This is a genomic window from Deinococcus piscis (assembly GCF_014653275.1).
GTDB classification, from domain to species: domain Bacteria; phylum Deinococcota; class Deinococci; order Deinococcales; family Deinococcaceae; genus Deinococcus; species Deinococcus piscis.
In genome coordinates, this window is record NZ_BNAL01000037.1 from 1 (window position 1) to 19,455 (window position 19,455).

Sequence of the window (19,455 nt, forward strand, 5' to 3'; positions counted from 1 at the left end):
CGCAAGTCATTCCCATACCCAGCCGCCCCAACACGTTTCATCCTCTTATTATGTCAAATGCTCTAGACCTTCCACTTTCAAACATTTCTCTATCTACTTCGGTGAATGCAGATGAATGACCCGCTTGCCATTCAAAGTCGTCTGGAGCGTATCTATCGCCTGTATGTAGAAAGCGCCTTCCCGCTGAAATATGAGGGTCTGGCTGCCGAGCGCCGCCAGCTTTTGCAAGAGGTGGGGACACTGGCCCAGCCCGCATTGATAGAGCCTGTGCCGACTTACCCTAGCAGCGGCTTGACGCTAGAAGCCGCCGCAAAGAGCTTGGGAACTGAATACCGCGACCTCGCGCCACTGGCTGGCCCCCTCTTCCCAGCCGGGCGCACCCTGTACCAGCATCAGTGGCAAGCGTTGCAGGGCAGCCTGGAAGGTCAAGACGTTGTGGTCACAACGGGGACAGGGTCAGGGAAAACCGAGTCTTTTATGTTGCCACTCCTCGCTGCGCTTGCTGCCGAAAGCCGCAAGTGGCCCGCGCCACAGCCGCAACCAGAGGAGCACTCCTGGTGGCAAGGAAAAGGTGAGCGGCTCGCCCAGTGGGGCCACAGCACCCGCCCACATGCCATTCGCGGGCTTATTCTCTACCCCCTCAACGCCCTGGTGGAAGACCAGTTGCGCCGCCTGCGCTCAGTACTGGACGCCCCCGAAGTGACGGCCTGGATGGACAGGGAACGGAAAGGCAATCGCTTTACTTTTGGGCGCTACACCAGCCTCGCCCCCTTAGCAGGCCCCATAGACGAAAAGCGCACCGAGAAGCTGCGGGAGATTCTGCGGGAACGTGAAGCCGAGTGGCGCAGGGTGAGCGAAAAGTTTAGAGGCCACAACGGAGGCCACCAATACCATTTCCCCAATCCAGAAAGCGGCGAACTCTGGAGCCGTTGGGACGCGCAAGAAACGCCACCCGATTTGCTGATTACCAACTATTCCATGCTCAATATCATGCTGATGCGGGCACTTGAACAGGGCATGTTCGAGCAAACAAAGCAGTGGCTCGCCGCCGACCCCAGCCACGTCTTCCATCTTGTTGTAGACGAACTGCACGCCTACCGGGGCACACCTGGCACTGAGGTTTCCTATATTTTGCGTCTGCTGTTCGAGCGCCTCGGCCTGAAGCCTGATAGCCCGCAGCTCCGCATTCTGGCAACTTCGGCCAGCTTGTCAGGCGACGAAAATGGCAAAGCCTTCCTGAGCGAGTTTTTTGGCAGAGAAGCCAGGCGTTTTGAAGTCATTGGCACGCCGCAAGTACCCCCAAAGCGCACCCCCGACCTGGGCGAATTTGCTGCGGCCTTTGCCGAGTTCGCCGAGCAAAATCCCGCACCCGACCTGGACTCTGGCAAAACGGCCATCCGTGAAGATTCCAAAGATCAGCTTGGTCAGCGGTTGGGAAGTCCTGACCTCGCTCAGGGCCTTCAAGATGCAGACATTCCCGAAGCACTGCGGGCCGCCTGCTGGGATGAGAAACTGGGCGTCAGGGCGACCAGTTCCATTAATCTGGCAGCCAAACTCTTTCCCCAATATGCCGACCCAGACAAAGCGCTACGCGGCACCCTGCTCGCTCTTGCCAGCACCAAACACGTACAGGCCGTACGCGCCCACCTCTTTTTTCAGAACGTGCAAAATCTGTGGGTTTGTGTCAATGCAGGGTGTGGGCGTCAAAGTCAGGAAGGTGAAGCAGAGGCCCAAGTCGGGCGCATTCATAGCACCCACCGCCTGACCTGCGACTGTGGTTCGCGTGTCCTTGACCTGCTGGTCTGCGAAGTGTGCGGCGAGGTATTTCTTGGAGCGCACCGCAAAAGTACACATGACAAAGAAAAAATCCTGAGTGCTGACCGCAGTGACCTGGAAGGCATTCCCGACCAGATGGACAACCGCACCTACGGGCGCTACGCCGTACTCTGGCCCGTAGAAAATCATGACATCACGCCCGCCAATCCCGACTACGACTGGAACAGGCGGGAACGTAGGTGGCAAAGCCATTACCTGGAAAAAGCGACTGGCCTCATTGTGCCCCGCCTTCCCAAAGGTGAATCGCCAAATCAGTTTCAACCTGTCTGGCTGTATTCCATAGTCAGCCGCCAGGCAGCAGACGCCGACTATGAGTCCGCCTTTCCGCCGATTTGCCCTGCTTGCGATAGTGACTACCGCAGGCGTGAGATTTTGCCAACACCCATCAGGCACCACCGCACGGGCTTTCAAAAAGCGGCTCAGGTGCTGGCAAGCACACTGATGCGTGAAGTCAGCCCTGAAGAGCGCAAATTGGTGGTCTTTAGCGACAGCAGGCAGGACGCGGCGCGGCTGGCCGCAGGTATGGAACGCGACCATTTCCGCGACATGGTTCGTGTGGCTCTCCTGGGAACCCTGCAAGAGTACAGCGCCGACCTGGAAGCGGCAGTGAGGTTCAACTTTCAGTCAGTGACCCAGAGTAACCCCATAGCCCTGGAAAAATTGCAAGCCATCAACCCTGCCCTGGCTGTAGCAGCGCAAAAAACTATTTTGCCCACGGATGCCCAACAAGCAGCGCAGTTTATGCTGCGTCCTAACGCCTCCTCACTGCTGGCTTTCCTCCTTCATGCACCACTACCGGAAGTAGCGCAGCAAGAAATCACAGAACTTCTCACTCAGTATCCCTCGCGGATTCCTATTGCACAGTTACGTGACGCCGTCTTTGGCAAATTGCTGGAACAAGGAATTTGTCCAGGTGGAAATACTTTGGCGGCCCTCCACTACAAAGAGGGCAACTCCGAACGTCCCTGGCATGAGGCGTTCTTGTGGCGACCCGACGGTGTGAAGGCCAAGACTACCCAACCTGAAGCCAAAGCCCATGCGGAGCATCTTTCGGCGCTGCTGCTGGTGGAAATCATGATGGTACTGTTTACCCATCAGGTCAGAACGCTGGAAAGCATCGGTCAGGGACGCGTGATCGCCCCCATTCCCAATGCTTCGGTAGATATTCAGGAAGCTGCCGACGCTCTGGTACGCTTTCTGGCGGTGAAGCGGCGCTACGCCAACTCGGAGTTCGTAGAAGTTGGCTCTCAAAATTACTTACCTGCACCAGCCAAAAAATACCTGGCCCAAATCAATCAGGACGAGGAGCAGATGCGCGAGCGCTTGCTGACTCATAACCTGGCCGAGAAAAGTGGCAACGGCCTGATTGTAAGTGCTGACCACCTTGTTCTGGCGGCACATGACCCCCAGGGCGGCGGCTTCCGCTGTCAAAAGTGCCGCGCCTACTATCTGCACCGCGCTGGTGGCGTGTGTATTCACTGCGGAGGTCAGGTTTTACCCGACCCGCAGGGCAAGTGGGACGACGATTATTACACCTATCTCGCCCGTGCCGAGAGCCAGTCTTTCAGGCTCAACGCCGAGGAACTGACTGGGCAGACCGACACCCTGAGCCGTGCCCAGCGTCAGAGGCATTTCCAGGAAGTATTTCTGGAAAATGAAAACGAGCGGGCGCAAGGGGTAGACCTGCTGAGTGTCACCACCACGATGGAAGCGGGGGTGGACATCGGCAGCCTGAGCGCCGTGATGATGAGCAACATGCCGCCGCGCCGCTTCAATTACCAGCAGCGGGTTGGACGGGCGGGGCGACGTGGGCACGCCCTGAGCCTCGCCGTGACCCTGTGCAGAGGCCGCACCCACGACAGCTACTACTATGCCCGCCCCGAAGCCATGACAGGTGACGCGCCGCCGCCGCCCTATGTAGACACAGCCAGCAAGACGATTTTCCGCCGCGTCCTGAACAAGGAAGTCTTGCGCCGCGCCATTGGTGCAAATAGCGCTGTTACGACGGATAGTGTTCATGGCGAGTTTGGTTCTGTTCAGGAGTGGATAGAAACCCGTACCGACCCGAATGGCAAACGGGCAAACCTGCAAGCTTTTCTGGCTGACCCGCAACAGTGGGCGGAGATTCGGCACCTGGCGGCGCAATTAAGCACCTGCACCAGACTCACTACAGAAGACGTGCATCAGGCGTTAGAAGACCTTCGCACCTTGCCACAAAGAATTGACGAGGTAGCGGACGATAAGCACCTGATTCAGGATCATCTCAGCGAGCGCCTGGCTCATCAAGGACTCCTGCCGATGTTCGGTTTCCCGACCCGCACCAGACTGCTCTACCTGGACAAATTGACACAAATTGATGGCGTCAATTTTCCACCGAAAAATGTGGTTGACCGCGACCTTGACCTGGCTATCAGTGCTTTCGCGCCTGGGGCCGAAATCGTGCGCGACAAACGAGTGCATCAAGCGGTAGGCGTGGTCAATCTGCGGCCCAGTGGTCGTGGCCTTGCCAAGGCAGAGCCGGGATTTTATCCGCCGCTTTCCGAAGAAAACCCCCGACCTCTCGGCGTCTGTAAGCATTGCCGCGCCATTCATGAACAAGAAGCCTTCGCGGGTCATATCGGCGAGGAAATGACCTGTCCGACCTGTGGGCAGGAGCAATTGCACGTGATGGACGCCCGTGAACCGAGGCACTTTTATGCCAGTGGGGAACCCAAAGATTACAGTGGGTTTTTTGAAATACGTGGTTTCACGACGCGGCCCACCGTCGCGGTTCTCAGTGGTGAGCAGGTAGCGGTAACCAACGCCTTGCTCACCACCGCTCCCAACGACGCTCAGAATGAAGTGCTGACCTTCAATGACTACGCAGGAAGGGGAGGCTTTGACTTCGGGGCAGGGCCTTTGCAAGGAGCTTACAGTGCCGACCTGAGTGCCAAGCCCGCCGCACAGCGTGAGAAGGGCAGTAAGCGCATTGCGCTACTTTCACGCCGCCGCACGGATACGCTGGGCATAGGCGTCCGCCAGTGGCCTGCTCATCACGCAGCCCCCTCCGATACGGTAGAGGGCCGGGCAGCCTGGTACAGCCTCGCTTTTGCCCTACGCGACGCCGCTGCGGTCATGCTGGACATTGAGAGTGGCGAGCTGGATGGCGGCCTCTACGTGGGTGTTGAGAACGGTCAGGCGCTGGCGAGTGCTTTCTTGAGTGACCGTTTGGAAAATGGCGCGGGATACGCCCGCCACCTGGGGAATGAACAGGTTTTTGGGCAGCTTCTGGCGCAATTGGGCGGCTCCCTGCGGCAGAAGTGGGAGGCGCACGCCGCCGAATGTGACGCCAGTTGCGCTCAGTGCTTGCGGGATTACACCAATCTGGCTTTTCATCCCATCCTGGATTGGCGCTTGGCACTAGATATGGGCGAGCTTCTTCACCACTCAGCGCCGCTTTCACTGCGGGGAAGCCACTGGGAGAATCTCTACCAAGGTCAGGAGAGTCCCATTTGGAACAGTCTCACGCAGCTTCAGTTTGAGCCATTAGACACCAACTCGCCTCTCCCCATTTTTGTGCGCAACACCAAGCAAGGCAAAAAACTGACCTTCCTGCGCCACCCGCTTTGGACTTCTGAGCATCCTGACATCGTTACAACACATCAGATTGCCTCTGAATTCGGGGAGGTGAGCGAAGGTGTAAGCCCCTTTATGTTGCTGCGCCGTCCATCCGACGCCTTATGACACTTGCTTTGCGAGGAGGAAACCATGTGCTAGAGCTGAAAGTTTGGAGTGATTACGCCTGCTTCACGAGGCCCGAGAACAAGGCCGAGCGCGTCAGCTATGACGTGATGACGCCTTCAGCGGCGCGGGGCGTCCTTGAAGCTATTTTTTGGAAACCCGAGTTCAGCTGGCAGGTGCGGGAAATCGTCGTTCTGAACGAGGTCAAGCGCCAGAGCATTTTGCGAAACGAGGTCAATTCTCGCGCCTCGGAGCGGGCGGCAAAGACCTGGGCCGCGAGTGGCGGCGGCTTTTACGCCGAGGAGGACAGGGCGCAGCGCCACGCCCTGATTCTGCGCGACGTGGCCTACATCATCCGCGCCGAAATCGTCCTGAAACCGCACACCGCCGACCCACTGGTGAAGTACACCGAGATGTTCACCCGCCGCGCCGAGAAGGGGCAAGCCTTTCACCAGCCGTATCTGGGCAACCGTGAATTCAGCGCCTTTTTTGGCCTGCCAGATGGCAACGAGCAGCCCGCCAACGTGGTGCGGCAACTGGGCGGCGAGTATGCCGAAGCCGCAGGCAAGCTGAGTCTGGGCCGAATGCTGTTCGACATGGAATTTACCGGGGCCAAAAGAGGCCGCCTGAAATACCGCCAGCACGACGCGGAGGGGGTGCGCTGGATCGAAGGCAACGCCACGCCGCGTTTCTTTGACGCCGAACTGGTAGAAGGTGGCATTTTGCGCGTTCCGGCGCATCTGTATGCACCCAGAGAGGTGAAGCCATGAGCCTGCTGTCACAGCTACGCGACTACGAACTTAGGATGCGCGAGGAAGGCCAGAAGGCGGCTGAAGCTGGGGCTGAGTCGAGCGGTGAGCTGCCCTTCATGTACGCCCTGCAAAACGTGCGTTATGAAGTCAGGCTGCACGCCGACGGCAGTTTCCGGGATGTTCAGCTTCTCAGCAGTGGCAAAAGCAAGGGCAAGGACTTGGGGAAGCCGCTGCCTGCGCCAAGCGTTGTGCGTGCGGCTGGGGTAAAGGCCAAGCTGCTGATGGACAACGCCGAATATGCGCTAGGCATTGCCCGAAGAGAGGGCGATAAAAACACAGTCACGCGGCGGGAAGCCTTCAGAAGTCTTGTGAGAGCGGCGGCAGAAAAGACGCAACTGGACGAACTGAAAGCCATTGACAGATTCCTGGCCGACCTTGACCCGCAGGCATTCCGTGCCGAGCATCTGTCCGCAGATTTTGCGCCCGATATGAACGTCATGTTTAGCGTGGACGGCAAAAATCCGCTCACGTTTTCCGCCGTGCAACAATTCTGGGCCGAGCAGTTTAGTGGTGCAGAGGCAGACCCCGACTCTGTCCAGGCCGAATGCCTGATTACGGGCGAATTTGGGGCCGTCATGCGAACGGAACCCGTCAAAATCAAAGGCATTCTGGGCGGGCAAGTCGCGGGAATGAACATCGTCAGCGCCAATGCCAGAGCATTCGAGTCATATGGCCTGGAGCAGTCCAACATTGCCCCCATCAAACTGGAAGCCGCCGAACAGTACGCCAACGGCCTGAATCGCCTGCTGGCCGCACCCGAAACCCGTATGCGTCTGGGCGGCGTCACCTATGCCTTCTGGACAGGCGAAGGGGCTATTCCGCTGGTAGGGCCACTGCTGGAAAATGACCCGCCCAAACTGGGCTTCGGCAAAAAGCGTGAGCGCAAGGTCAGGCCGCAGGAAGTCCGTGAAACGCTGTGGAGCCTTTTCACTGGGCAGCAGCCAGGCATAAAACGTGGCGCGGCCTTTTTCATGGTGGGTATGACCCCCAGCGGCAGCCGCGTGGCTGTGCGCTCACACCTGACCAGCACCGTTCAGGACATGGTGAACCATCTGGCCGAGTTCTTTGCCGCTCAGAGCCTCACGCCGATTAACCCTGAAGGCAGCAAATACCCCGACCCCGAGACCTACGACGTTCGCACACTTGTCAGCGGCCTGTACCGCGACATGAGTAAAGAGCATCCCGAACCCGACGTGGACGCGCTCATTCAGCACGCACTGACGGGGCGGCCTCTGCCACGTTCCTTTCTGCCCAAGCTCGCCGCCCGCAACCGCGCCGAGCAGCGTGTCACCCGCCCCCGCGCCGTCCTGACCAAGATGGTGCTGCTCTCGAACAACTTCAAGGAGCTAAATATGGACAAAGAAACGCTGGACGCCCTCAACCCCGACCAGCCGGAGCCCGCCTACCACTTGGGCCGCCTGCTGGCTGTGCTGGATGACATTCAGACCTCTGCGATGAAAGGCGTGAACACCACCCTCGTCGACCGCTTCTACGGCTCAATGAGCACCACCCCCTACGCCGTGGTGGGCCGCCTGATTCAAGGTTCGCAGGCGCACCTGCAAAAGCTGCGCAAGGAGAACGAACCCGCCTATTTCTCCAAACAGCGTGAACTGGAAGACGTGATGGGCCGCCTCGCCACCATTCCCGCCAAGCCGCTGACCACGCCGCAGCAGGCCCTGTTTGCGCTGGGGTACTACCACCAGCGGGCGCACATCAGTGCTGAAATTCGCGAACGGAGCGCCGCCAAGAAAATCAAAGCCGACCAACAGCCCCCCCTGCTGACCCAACAAGGAGATGATGCCCAATGACCGACCCCAAACCCGCCCACCTCAACGCCGCCAACCGCCAAGACTTCGTGCTGATTTTCGACGTGACCAACGGCAATCCCAACGGTGACCCCGATGCCGGAAACTTGCCCCGCGTTGACCCCGAAACGGGGCTGGGCATCGTGACCGACGTGGCCCTCAAGCGCAAGGTGCGGAACTATGTGGACGCGCTCAAGGGTGGCGAGGAACGCTACAAAATCTACGTCCAGCAGGGCGCGATTCTGAACAACCAACACCAGCGGGCATATGCGGCGCTGGGCAAAGACCCCAAAGAAAAGAAGCAGGCCGACATTCAGGAAGCCAAAAAGTGGATGTGCGCCAACTTCTTCGACATCCGCACCTTTGGCGCAGTCATGAGCACCGAGGTCAACGCGGGGCAAGTGCGCGGTCCCGTCCAACTGACCTTTGCCCGCAGCGTCGACCCGATTTTGGGGCTGGACGCCGCGATTACCCGCGTAGCGCTGACCAAGCCCGACCCCAAGCAGGCCGCTGACGACGAAACCGCCCGCAGCGGCACGATGGGCCGCAAAGCCTACATTCCCTACGGGCTGTATGTCGCGCACGGTTTTTATGTCCCTGCATTCGCTGGGGACACGGGCTTTGACGATGCCGACCTGGAAGTGTTGTGGCAGGCGCTGGTCAATATGTGGGATTTAGACCGCAGCGCCTCGCGTGGCCTGACCGCCTGCCGCGCCCTATACGTCTTCAGCCACTCCTCGCCGCTGGGCAATGCGCCCGCGCATAAGCTGTTTGACCGAGTTAAAGTCAGCCGCTCGGCGGATGTCAGCGCCCCTCGCCAGTGGGCAGACTATGCGGTAACCGTTGAAGACACTGACTTGCCGCAGGGCGTCACACTGACCCGCGTCACCGAGTAAAGCCGAATTCTCTTTCTCCCGTCCAGAAGCCTCTTTTCACGTTTCTGGGCGGCCCCTCATCGGAGGTTCCATGCCGAGAATGCCCCAGCGAGAAGCACCGAATTTCACCCCTACAACCGCGCTAGAGTCGTTCACCGTCCACCTGAAAACCATTACCCCGATGTTCGGCGGTGGAGCAGAGACTCGCAAAGCAAACGAACAAAACCCCGTGCGGGCCGCCAGCGTGCGCGGACACCTGCGCTTTTGGTGGCGGGCCACAGCAGGCGCTGGGTACGCCTCAGCCAAAGCCTTGTATGAGGCCGAATCGGAGATTTGGGGCAGTACTGAGGGAGCGGGTAAGGTGCGGGTGGAAGTCACCGAACAAAAAGCCAGTGCGCCATATTTCCCATCCCTGCCTCGTTATATGAGTTACGCTACTTTTCCATTTCAGGAACAGAGAGCAAAAGGTATTGAGGCGGCGCGAGCTATTGACGTTGAATTCAAAGTCAAAATTACTTGTCCGCCCGAGTTACGCCCACAGGTAGAAACCGCGCTGCACGCTTGGATTTTCTTCGGTGGCATCGGCTCACGCACGCGCAGGGGCTGCGGCAGTCTGGAACTGGTAGGAGGCGAAGCCAAACCGCCCAAAGCTGTAAGCAAAGGCGAGCGCCTACTGACCGCGTTGCCGCAAGTCTACTTTCTGAGCAGGGCGCAAAATGACGCGGTAAAGGCTTGGGCCGAAGCCGTGGCGCTGTACCGAGATTTTCGGCAGGGTGTCCATATGGGCCGCAATGAGGGCCGCGAGCGCAACCGCCCGGGCCGCTCGCGTTATCCCGAACCCGACACGCTGCGCGACATCACCCGCCAATACGGACACCAGACCATTCATCCCGTGCGGGGGTTTCCGCGTGCCAATTTGGGTTTGCCCATCATCTTTCACTTTCAAGGACAGGGCGAACCGAGCGACCAGACCCTGCAAGGCAAAGTGACGGGCAAGCAGCGTTTTGCTTCACCCGTTATCACCAAAGCAGTCAAGGTCGGCGGGCAGTGGCGGCCCTTGCTGGCGCTGCTGCAAAGCCCCGATGTCTGGGAAGGCGGAGAGATTGAACTCAAGGGAGGTCACACCATTACCACATCCGAAATCAATCTGTCCCCAAAAGAACTGGCCCAAATCAAACCGCTCGCGGGCCTACCCATCCGTGATGCCCTGTTGGACTTTGCTAGGGAAGAGGGCTGGCAAGGGGTCAACCTATGACCTATCTCCTTAGCATCTCTATCGGCCCAGTGCAGGAATTTATAGCGGCGGCCCGCAAAACCGCCGACCTGTACGCGGGGTCTACCTTGCTCTCGCGGGTGGTCAGAGAAGCGGTTGGGGCGATTGAAACCAGAGGCGGCGCAGAATTTGTTTTCCCTGCCGACACAGGCAGTGACGGAGCCAACAAAATTCTGGTGCGCGTGCCTAGCAACCCCTCCGAGTACGCGGCGGTAGCCAAAGCAGCGGCGACGGCCTTTCTGAAAGCCGAGTTCGGGCGCGTCACGGGCAGGCTCACGGCCTACCTCGTCCCCGAGAGGGCGGACGCGCAACTGGAGCATTTTCTGGAGTTTTATGCTGCGTGGGTCGAGGAAAAAGACGATTACGCCGCAGACCGCCAAAAGGTGGAGAAGCTGCTCGCAGGCCGTAAAGCGTTGCGCGAGTTTGAAAGCTTTAGCCAGCACGATGAAAACGACGTGCCCAAGTCGCCCCTCGACCCTGCATTCGCTTGCGTCTTTCGGCTGGAAAAAGGCCGCAAGATTCCCGACGAACTTCAGAAAAGACTCGGGCTGAAAGACTCCGAGTATCTGGACGCCATTTCGCTGCTCAAGCGCGAGTGGGGACGCACCGAGGTGGGCAAGGTTCCCGACACCCACCAACTGGCGCACTGGGCCAAATTCCCCGAAGAGCAGGAGCCGCCCCAAGACCCTGAACGCGAGGGTGATAGCCGCCCGGCCTACGCCTACTACGCGATTCTGGTAGCCGACGGCGACAACATGGGTGCAAAGCTGGAGGCTCTGGAGCAGTCGGGCGGAATGCAAGCCCATCAGAATTTTTCTCGAGCACTCGATGCTTTCGCTACGAAGGCGCGGCACATCGTGACCGAGCATGACGGTTTCGCCGTCTACACGGGCGGTGACGACGTGCTGGCGCTGCTGCCCTTGACGCGGGCGCTGGCATGTGCCGAGGCGCTGCGAGACGCCTTCGGGAAGCAGACGGAAGGTTGCACCCTCTCGGCGGGCCTCGCCATCGTGCATTACCGCGAGCCGCTGAGTACGTCGCTGGGGCAGGCCCGCGCCGCTGAAAAGGTCGCCAAGCGCGTAGACGGCAAAGACGCGTTGTGTGTCGCTCTACATACACGAGGCGGCAGTCCGCTGGAGGTCGGGGGGCATTGGCCGCTGGCGGCACAGCTTCAGTTTTGGCAGGGAAAACCGCTCCCGCGTGGGTTGCCCTACGAACTGCGCGAACTCGCACGCGAGTGGCCCGCAGGCTTCGAGCCGCAGGTGCTGAGTGCCGAGGCGAGGCGAATCGCCGCCCGCAAGTCCGACGCCGAGGGGCAGAAACTGAGTGCCGAAGACCTCGTGCAGATGAGTTTCGCCAGTGCCGAGGCGTTGGAGAACTTCGCCAAAATGCTGATTCTGGCTCGCTTTCTTTCCGGCGAAGGAGACCGCGCATGAGCGACACCATTCTGGAACTGCACCCGCTGGCCCCGCTGCTGCTGCGCGACGGCAGACCTTTTCTGGAACTGCACCCGCTGGCCCCGCTGCTGCTGCGCGACGGCAGACCTTTTGGCAGCGGCGGCGAAGAAACCCGTGCCCAGAGCCTACCCGTACCGCTGCCCCACACCCTCGCGGGCTTTGTCCGCACCCAGTTGGGCGGGCGGCAGGGCTGGAACTGGCGAGACGACGTCGCGCTGCACCGCCACCTGCAGGAACTGCACGGCGTTCCGGTGTATGCAGCCCTGCAGCGGGACGAAATGTTTATGTTCCCCGCGCCACTCAATGCGGTGGTGGACAAATCGGGACGGATTTACCGCTCGCTTCCCAGAGAAGTTGAAAATGGCAGCACCGACGCGCCGGACGGCCTCTTGCCGCTGCAATTTGACGAGGAAACAGACAGCAACTTCAAGCCCGAAAGCGGCTATGCCTATTGGCCTAAAGACGCCATCGAAAGCTGGCTGCTCGGCAAGATGCCCGCGCCACTGGAGAAGGTGCACGGCCCCATCGTGGACGAGCGTACCCATCTGGCAATGGACAGCGAAAAGGGCGTAGGCGACGACGGAAAACTGTTCAGCGTGACCTACCGCAGCTTCGAGGACTGCGCGGGCGGGCAGTACCACCGCTGGAACTTGCGCGTCAAAACCGATGTGGCCGAATCGCTTGACCCCATCGGGCATCTTGGCGGAGAGCGGCGTCCGGTGGCGCTGACCGACGTGGGCAATAAGCGGCAGTGGCCCAACTTGGGCGAGTTTGAAGCCGTGAAGAAGGAGTTGCTGCGCCCAGAACGCAAAAAAATCTTTTTCCTGCTGACCACGCCCGCGCTGTTTGCTGACGGCTGGAAACCCGCGTGGCTGGGGCTGAATGCCGATGCTGCCGCCCAACACGACGGCAACAGCCTGCCCGCTGGCATCAAGGCGCTGATGACGGGTGGCGCAAGGCTCGTGGGCGCGGCGGTGGGGCGCAAGGTGCCCGTCAGCGGCTGGAATCTGCGCGAGAACAAGCCCAAGCCCGTGCGCTGGGCGGTGCCTGCTGGAAGTGTGTATTTCCTTGAAGTGGAGAAAGACTTTGACCGCGAAACGTGGCTGAACGCTTGGATGAAGCCACTCAGTGACGACCAAAACGACCAGCGCGACGGCTTCGGCCTCGCCCTATGGGGAGTGTGGGAATGATGACGAACGCAACAGAAACGAAGACATCCGAAACGAAAGCCACTTTGCTGCTGTGGCACGCCCTGACGCCCGTTCACAGCGGCACGGGGCAAGGCGGCACCGGCATCATTGACCTGCCGATTGCCCGCGAAGCCGCCACGGGCTTTCCGATGTTGCCTGCCAGCAGCATCAAAGGCGTGCTGCGAAACGGGGACTACAGTGACGCTGCCAACGAAAAGTTCGGTTCGCTGGACGCGGCGGGTCGGCTCACCTTTACCGACGCCCGCCTGCTTGCCCTGCCGATTCGCTCGTACAAGGGCACCTTCGCCTATGTCACCTGTCCGCTGGTGATTCGCCGCCTCGTCCGCGACATGCAGGCGCTGAAGCTAGGGTTGGATTTGACTGAATTTCCCCACGTAGTCGAGGAAACCGAGGTGCACCTGGCCGCAGACGCACTGGTGCATAGCGGCAAAGTTCTGTTTGAGGACATCGACCTGAAAGAAGTGCAGTGCCCCGCCACCAAGCAACTGGCGCAGACGCTCAGCGCGTGGGCGGGGATAGAGGAACTGCAAAGTCGCCTCGCCGTGGTGTCAGACGATGTCTTCAGCTATTTCGCGCAGACGGCCACCGAAGTCAGCGCTCACATTCGCCTGGAAGCCGAAGCCAAGACCGTGGCGAGCGGCGCACTCTGGTACGAGGAAACCCTGCCTGCCGAGAGCCTGCTGAGCAGCTTTGTGATTGGCGGGGCCTGGCCTGCCGACACAAAGGTGTTGCAGGTAGGCGGCAAAGGCACGGTGGGGCGCGGGCTGCTGCAAGTGAGCGAGGTCGGCAAATGACCGCCCAGCTCCAGACCCACGCCCAGCGCGACCTGAAACGGGCCGTGGAATTGATAAGCGAATTCAAGCGGCGCGAAAAAGACGCGGAGGCCCATGCCCTGCTTACCCGCCGCGCCAAACAGTTCCCGGCGCTGGTCATGCAGGTGGGGCTGGCTCAGGCCCTGGCCTTCAGCGCCGAGAAAAAGACAAAAGACAAAGGGCACGCTGAACTGTTGCGACAGGTGGGCGCGATTCTGGAGCGAGAGAACGTGCTAGAACACGTGCAGACGGTTTCCGCCACCGAGTACATGCATCTGACCCGCCGTGTGCTGGGTGCATGGAATTACCACCGCCGCTTTGCCGTGACTATCCTGGGCGACGACGACGGGGTGAACGATGCGGACTGACCTCAGAAGTTTTCCGCTGGCAGAGGCAACGCACGCGGGTCATGCCCTGGCCCGCCTGACTCCGCCTAAGAAAAGCGGGCAGGAAGTGGAACTCCTCAGTCGTCTCAAAGACATCGTGAATATCAAGGCCAGTAGCGACTACCTCGCCGCCTTTCAACGCTTTCAGGGAGCCGCCGCTGCACTGGAAGCCACCCATTTTGAAGCCACCACTCTCGGCCCGCTGGCGATTGGGCTGGGCAACGCTTCGGCGTATGAAGTGGGCCTGACGCTGCACCACACGTACGGCGTGCCTTATCTGCCCGCCAGTGCGCTCAAGGGGCTGGCACTGCGGGCTGCGCTGAAAAATGGCATGGCTCAAGAGGATTTGGATGAACTATTCGGCTCAGTGGGTCAGGCGGGCGCAGTGCATTTTCTGGACGGATGGCTGAAGCCTGAGCAGGGGCAAACGCTTCAACTGGACACCATCACTGTTCACCACCCTGACTATTACGCTAGCGGCAAGGAGTGGCCTACTGACTTCGATGATCCCAACCCGGTGACCTTTCTGAGCGTGCGCCCTGGCCTGACCTTTGAAGTGGCGATGTTAGGGCGCAGCGATTGGGCGAACCTGGCCGCCGACTTGCTGCGCTGGGGGCTTACGCATCCGGGCCTGGGCGGCAAAACCAACGCTGGGTACGGGGGGTTTGAGTGCAGCAAGGCCGAGCAAATGCTTGCGCCCGAAAAACTCGCCGAAAGAGAGCGCCTCAAAGCCTTCGCGGGACGTATGCAGATTTACCGCAAAGCCGTTGAGAGTCTGAACCTTATTAAGACCAAGGCCGAACTGCCGCGCTTCCTAGGCCAGTGGGCTGACTTGCCCGCCGAGTTGCGCCGGGAACTGCTGGAGCAACTGCTGGAGCGGCTGCAAAATGATGCCCGCACCAAGAATGACAAAGACTTGCGGAAGCTGATGTGCAAGGCGCTGGAAGAGGTGAAGGCGTGAGTTTGATTCTTCTGACGACCCTGGGGGCTGGCGACTACCACGAAGCCACCTACTGCTGGAAGGATTACCCGCCGCATTCCACCAAATTGGTGTCCGCTGCTCTGGCACAGTGGTTTCCTGAAGCGGAAATCAAGGTGCTGGTGACGCCGCTTGCTGTGAAGAAAAATGGGGCACTGCTCCATGAGCTACTGCCGCAGCATCAGCCGCTTCCTATCGCCAACGGCGAAACCGAGGAAGACAGCTGGAACCTGTTTCAGACGGTTGCCGACGCGATTCCTGAAGATGCCGAAGTCATTTTTGATGTGACGCACGGCTTCAGGTCGCTGCCCGTAGTGACCCTGCTGGCCCTGTCTTATCTCCGAATCGTCAAGAAGGTCAGCCTGCGGGCCGTGGTTTATGGGGCCTGGCAGCCAGGACAGGAAACCACACCCATTTTTGACCTCACGGCGTTTGTGGCCCTGCTGGACTGGGCACAGGCTGCCGAGCAATTCCTACGCACAGGCGATGCTCGCCCTATGACGACCCTGATGTCAACGCCAGATGTGGAGTCGTTGCAAGACTTAAAAGAGCCGCTTGAACACATTTCTGCCTCTCTGGCTTTTCAGCGTCCCATTCAAACCGCCCGCAACGCCCAACAGCTTCGCAAGCAGATTGCCAAGGTCAAAAAGCAAAAGCTGCAGCACCCCGTAATGAGCCTGATGCTTGACCATATTGAAGACCGTTTTTCTGGGATTGCTCACGGCGACGACGCTTTTAAGGACAGACACCAGCAAGTGATAAAGAGTCAATACGCCCAACTCAGGTTTTATGTTCGTGGCGGTCAATATGCCCAAGCCATAGAACTGGCCTATGAATGGATGCGTTCTTTGCAAATGTGGAAGTTAGGTCGCCCCCAGGGACAAGGGCTTTGGCTAGATGCCAAGAGGCTTAAGCCCGATGCCATGGCACAGTCTGACTTTAAGCCTATGGAACTCTGGAACGAATTTTTTAGGGTTCAGGAGCAAGTTAGGCTGCTTAGAAACGCCTTTGCCCACTTCAACGAGTACAAAAAAGAGTTTAACGAGGAACTGGCAGACCCCAGCGCACTGGCGCAGCAAGTAGAACATATTATTTTGTCCCTCCTGCCCGCTGCCGTGCGCCCACTGGGGCTAGAGCTAGAGCCGCCCACAGCCGCCGAGGCCAAAGCATGAAGACCATCATTTCTACCGTCGGCACCAGCTTACTTGGCAACCTGAACAACCCCAGGCGCAACCCCAGCGGCCTGACCGACCCTTACGACCTGCTGCGGGCCAACCCCCAGGAAGCCAGCGCCGAGGCCAACGCCGTAACCCGTCTGGCGCAAGAGGGCGACGACCTGGTGTTTTTGCATTCCGATACCGAGGAAAGCGAACGCTGCGCGGCGGCGCTGAACCGCTACTTTGCAGAGCAGGGCCACCGCACCCGTATGGAGCGCATAGTGGGCCTCAGCTACAACGAAAAAGGCTTTGTCTCGCACGGCCTGCGCGAACTGGTGCGGCTGCTGTCCCGCGAAATCCGCCTTGCTAGCCGCAGCCACAAACCCGCTCACCTCAACGCGACAGGCGGCTTTAAGGCCGAGATTGCCTACGCCACCGCCCTGGGGCTGATGTTTGGGGTGCCCGTGAGTTACATCCACGAGAAATTTGACGATGTCATTACGCTGCCCGCCACGCCGATTGCCTGGGATTACAGCCTGTTCGCGTGGTACAGAGACTTTTTTGAGTGGATAGACGCCGAGCCGCGCCCTACTGCCGAAGTCAAGACCCGCCTGACCGCTTTGCCTGATACCGTGGCCCTGCTGCTGGAAGAGGACGGCGAACACACCTTTCTCTCACCGCTTGGAGAAGCCTACCTGGAAGCCTACCGGGGCGAGGCCGACCAGCGCCAGAAAGTCATGCTCTCGGCACAGGCCAGAGCCACGCTGGAAGCGCAGAACTTGAGCACCCGCACCGCCTTTTTGCAGTTGCTAGAGCGGCTACGGAAGGGAGAAGCGGGCGACTGGCAACGCAGCGCCGAAACCCTGAGCGGCGGAATCAGCAAGTTTCCCAAAGGCCACAGTGCCCTGCGGGCCTTCGTGACTGAGCGCGACGGGCTGCTGCATGTGCTGGAGCTTTCGGGCCACCGCGAAGAACGGCGTTACCAGGAACTGATGCAGACCATTCGCTGGAGTGCCTACGAACACGGCGACTGGAGCGCACTACCCTAAACTGGGCGTACGCGCGAACCCCTCGCTCACACCAAAAGGTGGGGAGGTTCGCGTAAGGCAAAAAGTCCGTGCGGGACGCGATGCATGACAAATAAATGAATGAAGTGGCTGGCGTGGATGGATTTTCGGGAGGAGTTCGCGCAAAATGCTTTCGGGGAGCCGTCCGACACACGCTTGGGCGGTGAACTGTTTCAGCCTTTCTTCGGAGGGGCTGAGGATTGAAACCTGCCCGAACTGGTGAGCGAACTGAAACCCGCCCGTTTCAGCCTTTCTTCGGAGGGGCTGAGGATTGAAACTTGGAGCATTTGCACGGCCCGCCAGCGCCGCTCTGTTTCAGCCTTTCTTCGGAGGGGCTGAGGATTGAAACCGCGTCGGGGAAGACATCCCCGCCGGTGCCCCCTGGTTTCAGCCTTTCTTCGGAGGGGCTGAGGATTGAAACAAAGAGCGGCAAGACCATCTCGGCGCAATCAGCAGTTTCAGCCTTTCTTCGGAGGGGCTGAGGATTGAAACGTACTCAGCCAGCCAGTCGGCGGCGGGAATGAAGGTTTCAGCCTTTCTTCGGAGGGGCTGAGGATTGAAACCTGAGCACTGCCAGCGTGGCACAGATTGCCATGCGGTTTCAGCCTTTCTTCGGAGGGGCTGAGGATTGAAACCATGCTGTCGCCCTGAATCTCGACAACCAACATGCGTTTCAGCCTTTCTTCGGAGGGGCTGAGGATTGAAACCATGCTGTCGCCCTGAATCTCGACAACCAACATGCGTTTCAGCCTTTCTTCGGAGGGGCTGAGGATTGAAACCCGGCTGTATTTCGCGGCTGGCGACTCATCAGATGCAGTTTCAGCCTTTCTTCGGAGGGGCTGAGGATTGAAACACCACCAGCACCAGCGCCGCCTGAGCGACGTGGGCACGTTTCAGCCTTTCTTCGGAGGGGCTGAGGATTGAAACTTGGCCTGAGTGTCTGGGGGCTGTGGTACTGAGTTTCAGCCTTTCTTCGGAGGGGCTGAGGATTGAAACTTGGAGCATTTGCACGGCCCGCCAGCGCCGCTCTGTTTCAGCCTTTCTTCGGAGGGGCTGAGGATTGAAACAGATACCAGTGCATGAATTGGATGCGGTCCATGTCGGGTTTCAGCCTTTCTTCGGAGGGGCTGAGGATTGAAACCTGCCTGGGAGCAGGCTGCACTGCGCGTGGCAGGCGTTTCAGCCTTTCTTCGGAGGGGCTGAGGATTGAAACCAGCTCGTCATGCAGTTGGGCGCAGTGCGGGCATGTTTCAGCCTTTCTTCGGAGGGGCTGACTTTTATCTCTAGCTGTTGTGCTCCCTCATTACAAGAAGGAGCAGAATTGAGGAGGTCATTTTGGTATGGATGATGATTCCGTGATGCTTTCAGCCCTCCAGCACTACGCTTTTTGCCCGCGCCAGTGCGCCCTGATACACGTAGAACAGGTCTGGAGCGAGAACGCGCAGACCGCAAAGGGGCACCAGAACCACGAGCGGGCACACGCGGGTGGCAGCGAGGAACGCGGCGGGGTCAAGACCCTGCGCGGCTTGCCGCTACTTTCGCGGCAGCATGGGCTGTGGGGGGTGGCCGATGTGGTGGAACTGCACGGCGAGCAGCCCCTTCCCGTGGAGTACAAGTCAGGCCGAGCCAAGCCGCGCCTGGCGGACGAAATTCAGCTTTGTGCCCAGGCCATGTGCCTGGAGGAAATGTTTGGCGTGAGCATTCCGCAAGGCTCCATCTACCACGCGGCCAGCCACAAACGGCGTGAGGTGGCCTTTACGCCCGCGCTGCGTGACGAGGTGCTGCGGGCGCGGGACGGCGTGCAGTCGCTGATGCGAACACGGGTGCTGCCCGAACCCGCCGCCGATGACCGCTGCCGCTTTTGCAGCCTGTTCGACGAATGCGAGCCCTTCGCGCCGCGTGATTTCCCGCGTGGCTTCGACCCCTTTTCCACCGCGCTGGAGGAGTGAATGCGTCAGCTTCTCAATACCCTTTATATCCAGACGCAGGGAACCTACCGGTAGTGGTACGCGAAATCCTTCCACATCGGCCCCACTTTTTAGGAGGGTGGGGCACACTGGAGGGA

The 19,455-nt window shown here is 59.6% G+C and carries 13 protein-coding genes and 1 CRISPR repeat array; all 13 genes read left to right on the forward strand.

Annotation, left to right across the window (positions count from 1 at the left end; genetic code table 11):
- Positions 1–105: 105 nt before the first annotated feature.
- The 13 genes from IE158_RS11595 (at position 106) to cas4 (ending at position 19,339) form a co-directional block, all read left to right on the forward strand.
- Positions 106–5,559 carry a DEAD/DEAH box helicase family protein gene (locus IE158_RS11595; protein WP_189643870.1) on the forward strand — a complete coding sequence of 1,818 codons (5,454 nt, stop codon included), beginning with the start codon at positions 106–108 and terminating at the stop codon, positions 5,557–5,559.
- Positions 5,560–5,585: 26 nt separating this feature from the next.
- Positions 5,586–6,326: a type I-C CRISPR-associated protein Cas5c gene (cas5c, locus tag IE158_RS11600; RefSeq protein ID WP_229839098.1), complete on the forward strand. Its 741-nt coding sequence runs from the start codon at positions 5,586–5,588 to the stop codon at positions 6,324–6,326.
- Entirely contained in the window at positions 6,323–8,176 is a 1,854-nt protein-coding gene (cas8c, locus tag IE158_RS11605; RefSeq protein WP_189643872.1) for a type I-C CRISPR-associated protein Cas8c/Csd1, read from the forward strand. The genes cas5c and cas8c overlap by 4 nt, the downstream gene beginning before the upstream one ends.
- A complete protein-coding gene (gene cas7c / locus IE158_RS11610) occupies positions 8,173–9,069 on the forward strand; it encodes a type I-C CRISPR-associated protein Cas7/Csd2 (RefSeq protein ID WP_189643873.1) in 897 nt (298 codons plus the stop codon). Before cas8c ends, cas7c begins: the two co-directional genes overlap by 4 nt.
- A 79-nt stretch (positions 9,070–9,148) precedes the next feature.
- The gene (gene cmr1 / locus IE158_RS11615; RefSeq protein ID WP_189643874.1) at positions 9,149–10,303 is read left to right on the forward strand and encodes a type III-B CRISPR module RAMP protein Cmr1; all 1,155 of its coding nucleotides are present in this window, start codon (positions 9,149–9,151) and stop codon (positions 10,301–10,303) included.
- Positions 10,300–11,757 carry a type III-B CRISPR-associated protein Cas10/Cmr2 gene (gene cas10, locus IE158_RS11620; protein WP_189643875.1) on the forward strand — a complete coding sequence of 486 codons (1,458 nt, stop codon included), beginning with the start codon at positions 10,300–10,302 and terminating at the stop codon, positions 11,755–11,757. The genes cmr1 and cas10 overlap by 4 nt, the downstream gene beginning before the upstream one ends.
- Positions 11,754–12,968, forward strand: a complete 1,215-nt coding sequence (gene cmr3, locus IE158_RS11625; protein ID WP_189643876.1) for a type III-B CRISPR module-associated protein Cmr3 — start codon at positions 11,754–11,756, stop codon at positions 12,966–12,968. Before cas10 ends, cmr3 begins: the two co-directional genes overlap by 4 nt.
- On the forward strand, positions 12,968–13,783 hold the full coding sequence (cmr4, locus tag IE158_RS11630) for a type III-B CRISPR module RAMP protein Cmr4 (RefSeq protein ID WP_189643877.1): 816 nt from the start codon (positions 12,968–12,970) through the stop codon (positions 13,781–13,783). The genes cmr3 and cmr4 overlap by 1 nt, the downstream gene beginning before the upstream one ends.
- On the forward strand, positions 13,780–14,169 hold the full coding sequence (gene cmr5, locus IE158_RS11635; RefSeq protein ID WP_189643878.1) for a type III-B CRISPR module-associated protein Cmr5: 390 nt from the start codon (positions 13,780–13,782) through the stop codon (positions 14,167–14,169). The genes cmr4 and cmr5 overlap by 4 nt, the downstream gene beginning before the upstream one ends.
- Positions 14,159–15,148 carry a type III-B CRISPR module RAMP protein Cmr6 gene (gene cmr6 / locus IE158_RS11640; RefSeq protein ID WP_189643879.1) on the forward strand — a complete coding sequence of 330 codons (990 nt, stop codon included), beginning with the start codon at positions 14,159–14,161 and terminating at the stop codon, positions 15,146–15,148. The genes cmr5 and cmr6 overlap by 11 nt, the downstream gene beginning before the upstream one ends.
- Positions 15,118–16,338: a TIGR02221 family CRISPR-associated protein gene (csx2, locus tag IE158_RS11645; protein ID WP_189643880.1), complete on the forward strand. Its 1,221-nt coding sequence runs from the start codon at positions 15,118–15,120 to the stop codon at positions 16,336–16,338. The genes cmr6 and csx2 overlap by 31 nt, the downstream gene beginning before the upstream one ends.
- On the forward strand, positions 16,335–17,372 hold the full coding sequence (locus tag IE158_RS11650; protein WP_189643881.1) for a putative CRISPR-associated protein: 1,038 nt from the start codon (positions 16,335–16,337) through the stop codon (positions 17,370–17,372). Before csx2 ends, IE158_RS11650 begins: the two co-directional genes overlap by 4 nt.
- Before the next feature lie 188 nt (positions 17,373–17,560).
- Positions 17,561–18,674: a CRISPR direct-repeat array (repeat unit 37 nt; unit sequence GTTTCAGCCTTTCTTCGGAGGGGCTGAGGATTGAAAC).
- A 56-nt stretch (positions 18,675–18,730) separates the two neighbouring features.
- Entirely contained in the window at positions 18,731–19,339 is a 609-nt protein-coding gene (gene cas4 / locus IE158_RS11655; protein ID WP_189643882.1) for a CRISPR-associated protein Cas4, read from the forward strand.
- Positions 19,340–19,455 lie beyond the last annotated feature (116 nt).

What these genes read in the sequence shown, in the direction of transcription:
- IE158_RS11650 (WP_189643881.1), top strand. Translation starts at nt 16,335, where the DNA reads ATGAAGACCATCATTTCTACCGTCGGCACCAGCTTACTTGGCAACCTG.
- cas7c (WP_189643873.1), top strand. Translation starts at nt 8,173, where the DNA reads ATGACCGACCCCAAACCCGCCCACCTCAACGCCGCCAACCGCCAAGAC.
- cmr3 (WP_189643876.1), top strand. Translation starts at nt 11,754, where the DNA reads ATGAGCGACACCATTCTGGAACTGCACCCGCTGGCCCCGCTGCTGCTG.
- cmr6 (WP_189643879.1), top strand. Translation starts at nt 14,159, where the DNA reads ATGCGGACTGACCTCAGAAGTTTTCCGCTGGCAGAGGCAACGCACGCG.
- IE158_RS11595 (WP_189643870.1), top strand. Translation starts at nt 106, where the DNA reads ATGCAGATGAATGACCCGCTTGCCATTCAAAGTCGTCTGGAGCGTATC.
- cas10 (WP_189643875.1), top strand. Translation starts at nt 10,300, where the DNA reads ATGACCTATCTCCTTAGCATCTCTATCGGCCCAGTGCAGGAATTTATA.
- cas4 (WP_189643882.1), top strand. Translation starts at nt 18,731, where the DNA reads ATGGATGATGATTCCGTGATGCTTTCAGCCCTCCAGCACTACGCTTTT.
- cmr5 (WP_189643878.1), top strand. Translation starts at nt 13,780, where the DNA reads ATGACCGCCCAGCTCCAGACCCACGCCCAGCGCGACCTGAAACGGGCC.
- cas8c (WP_189643872.1), top strand. Translation starts at nt 6,323, where the DNA reads ATGAGCCTGCTGTCACAGCTACGCGACTACGAACTTAGGATGCGCGAG.
- cmr1 (WP_189643874.1), top strand. Translation starts at nt 9,149, where the DNA reads ATGCCCCAGCGAGAAGCACCGAATTTCACCCCTACAACCGCGCTAGAG.
- cmr4 (WP_189643877.1), top strand. Translation starts at nt 12,968, where the DNA reads ATGACGAACGCAACAGAAACGAAGACATCCGAAACGAAAGCCACTTTG.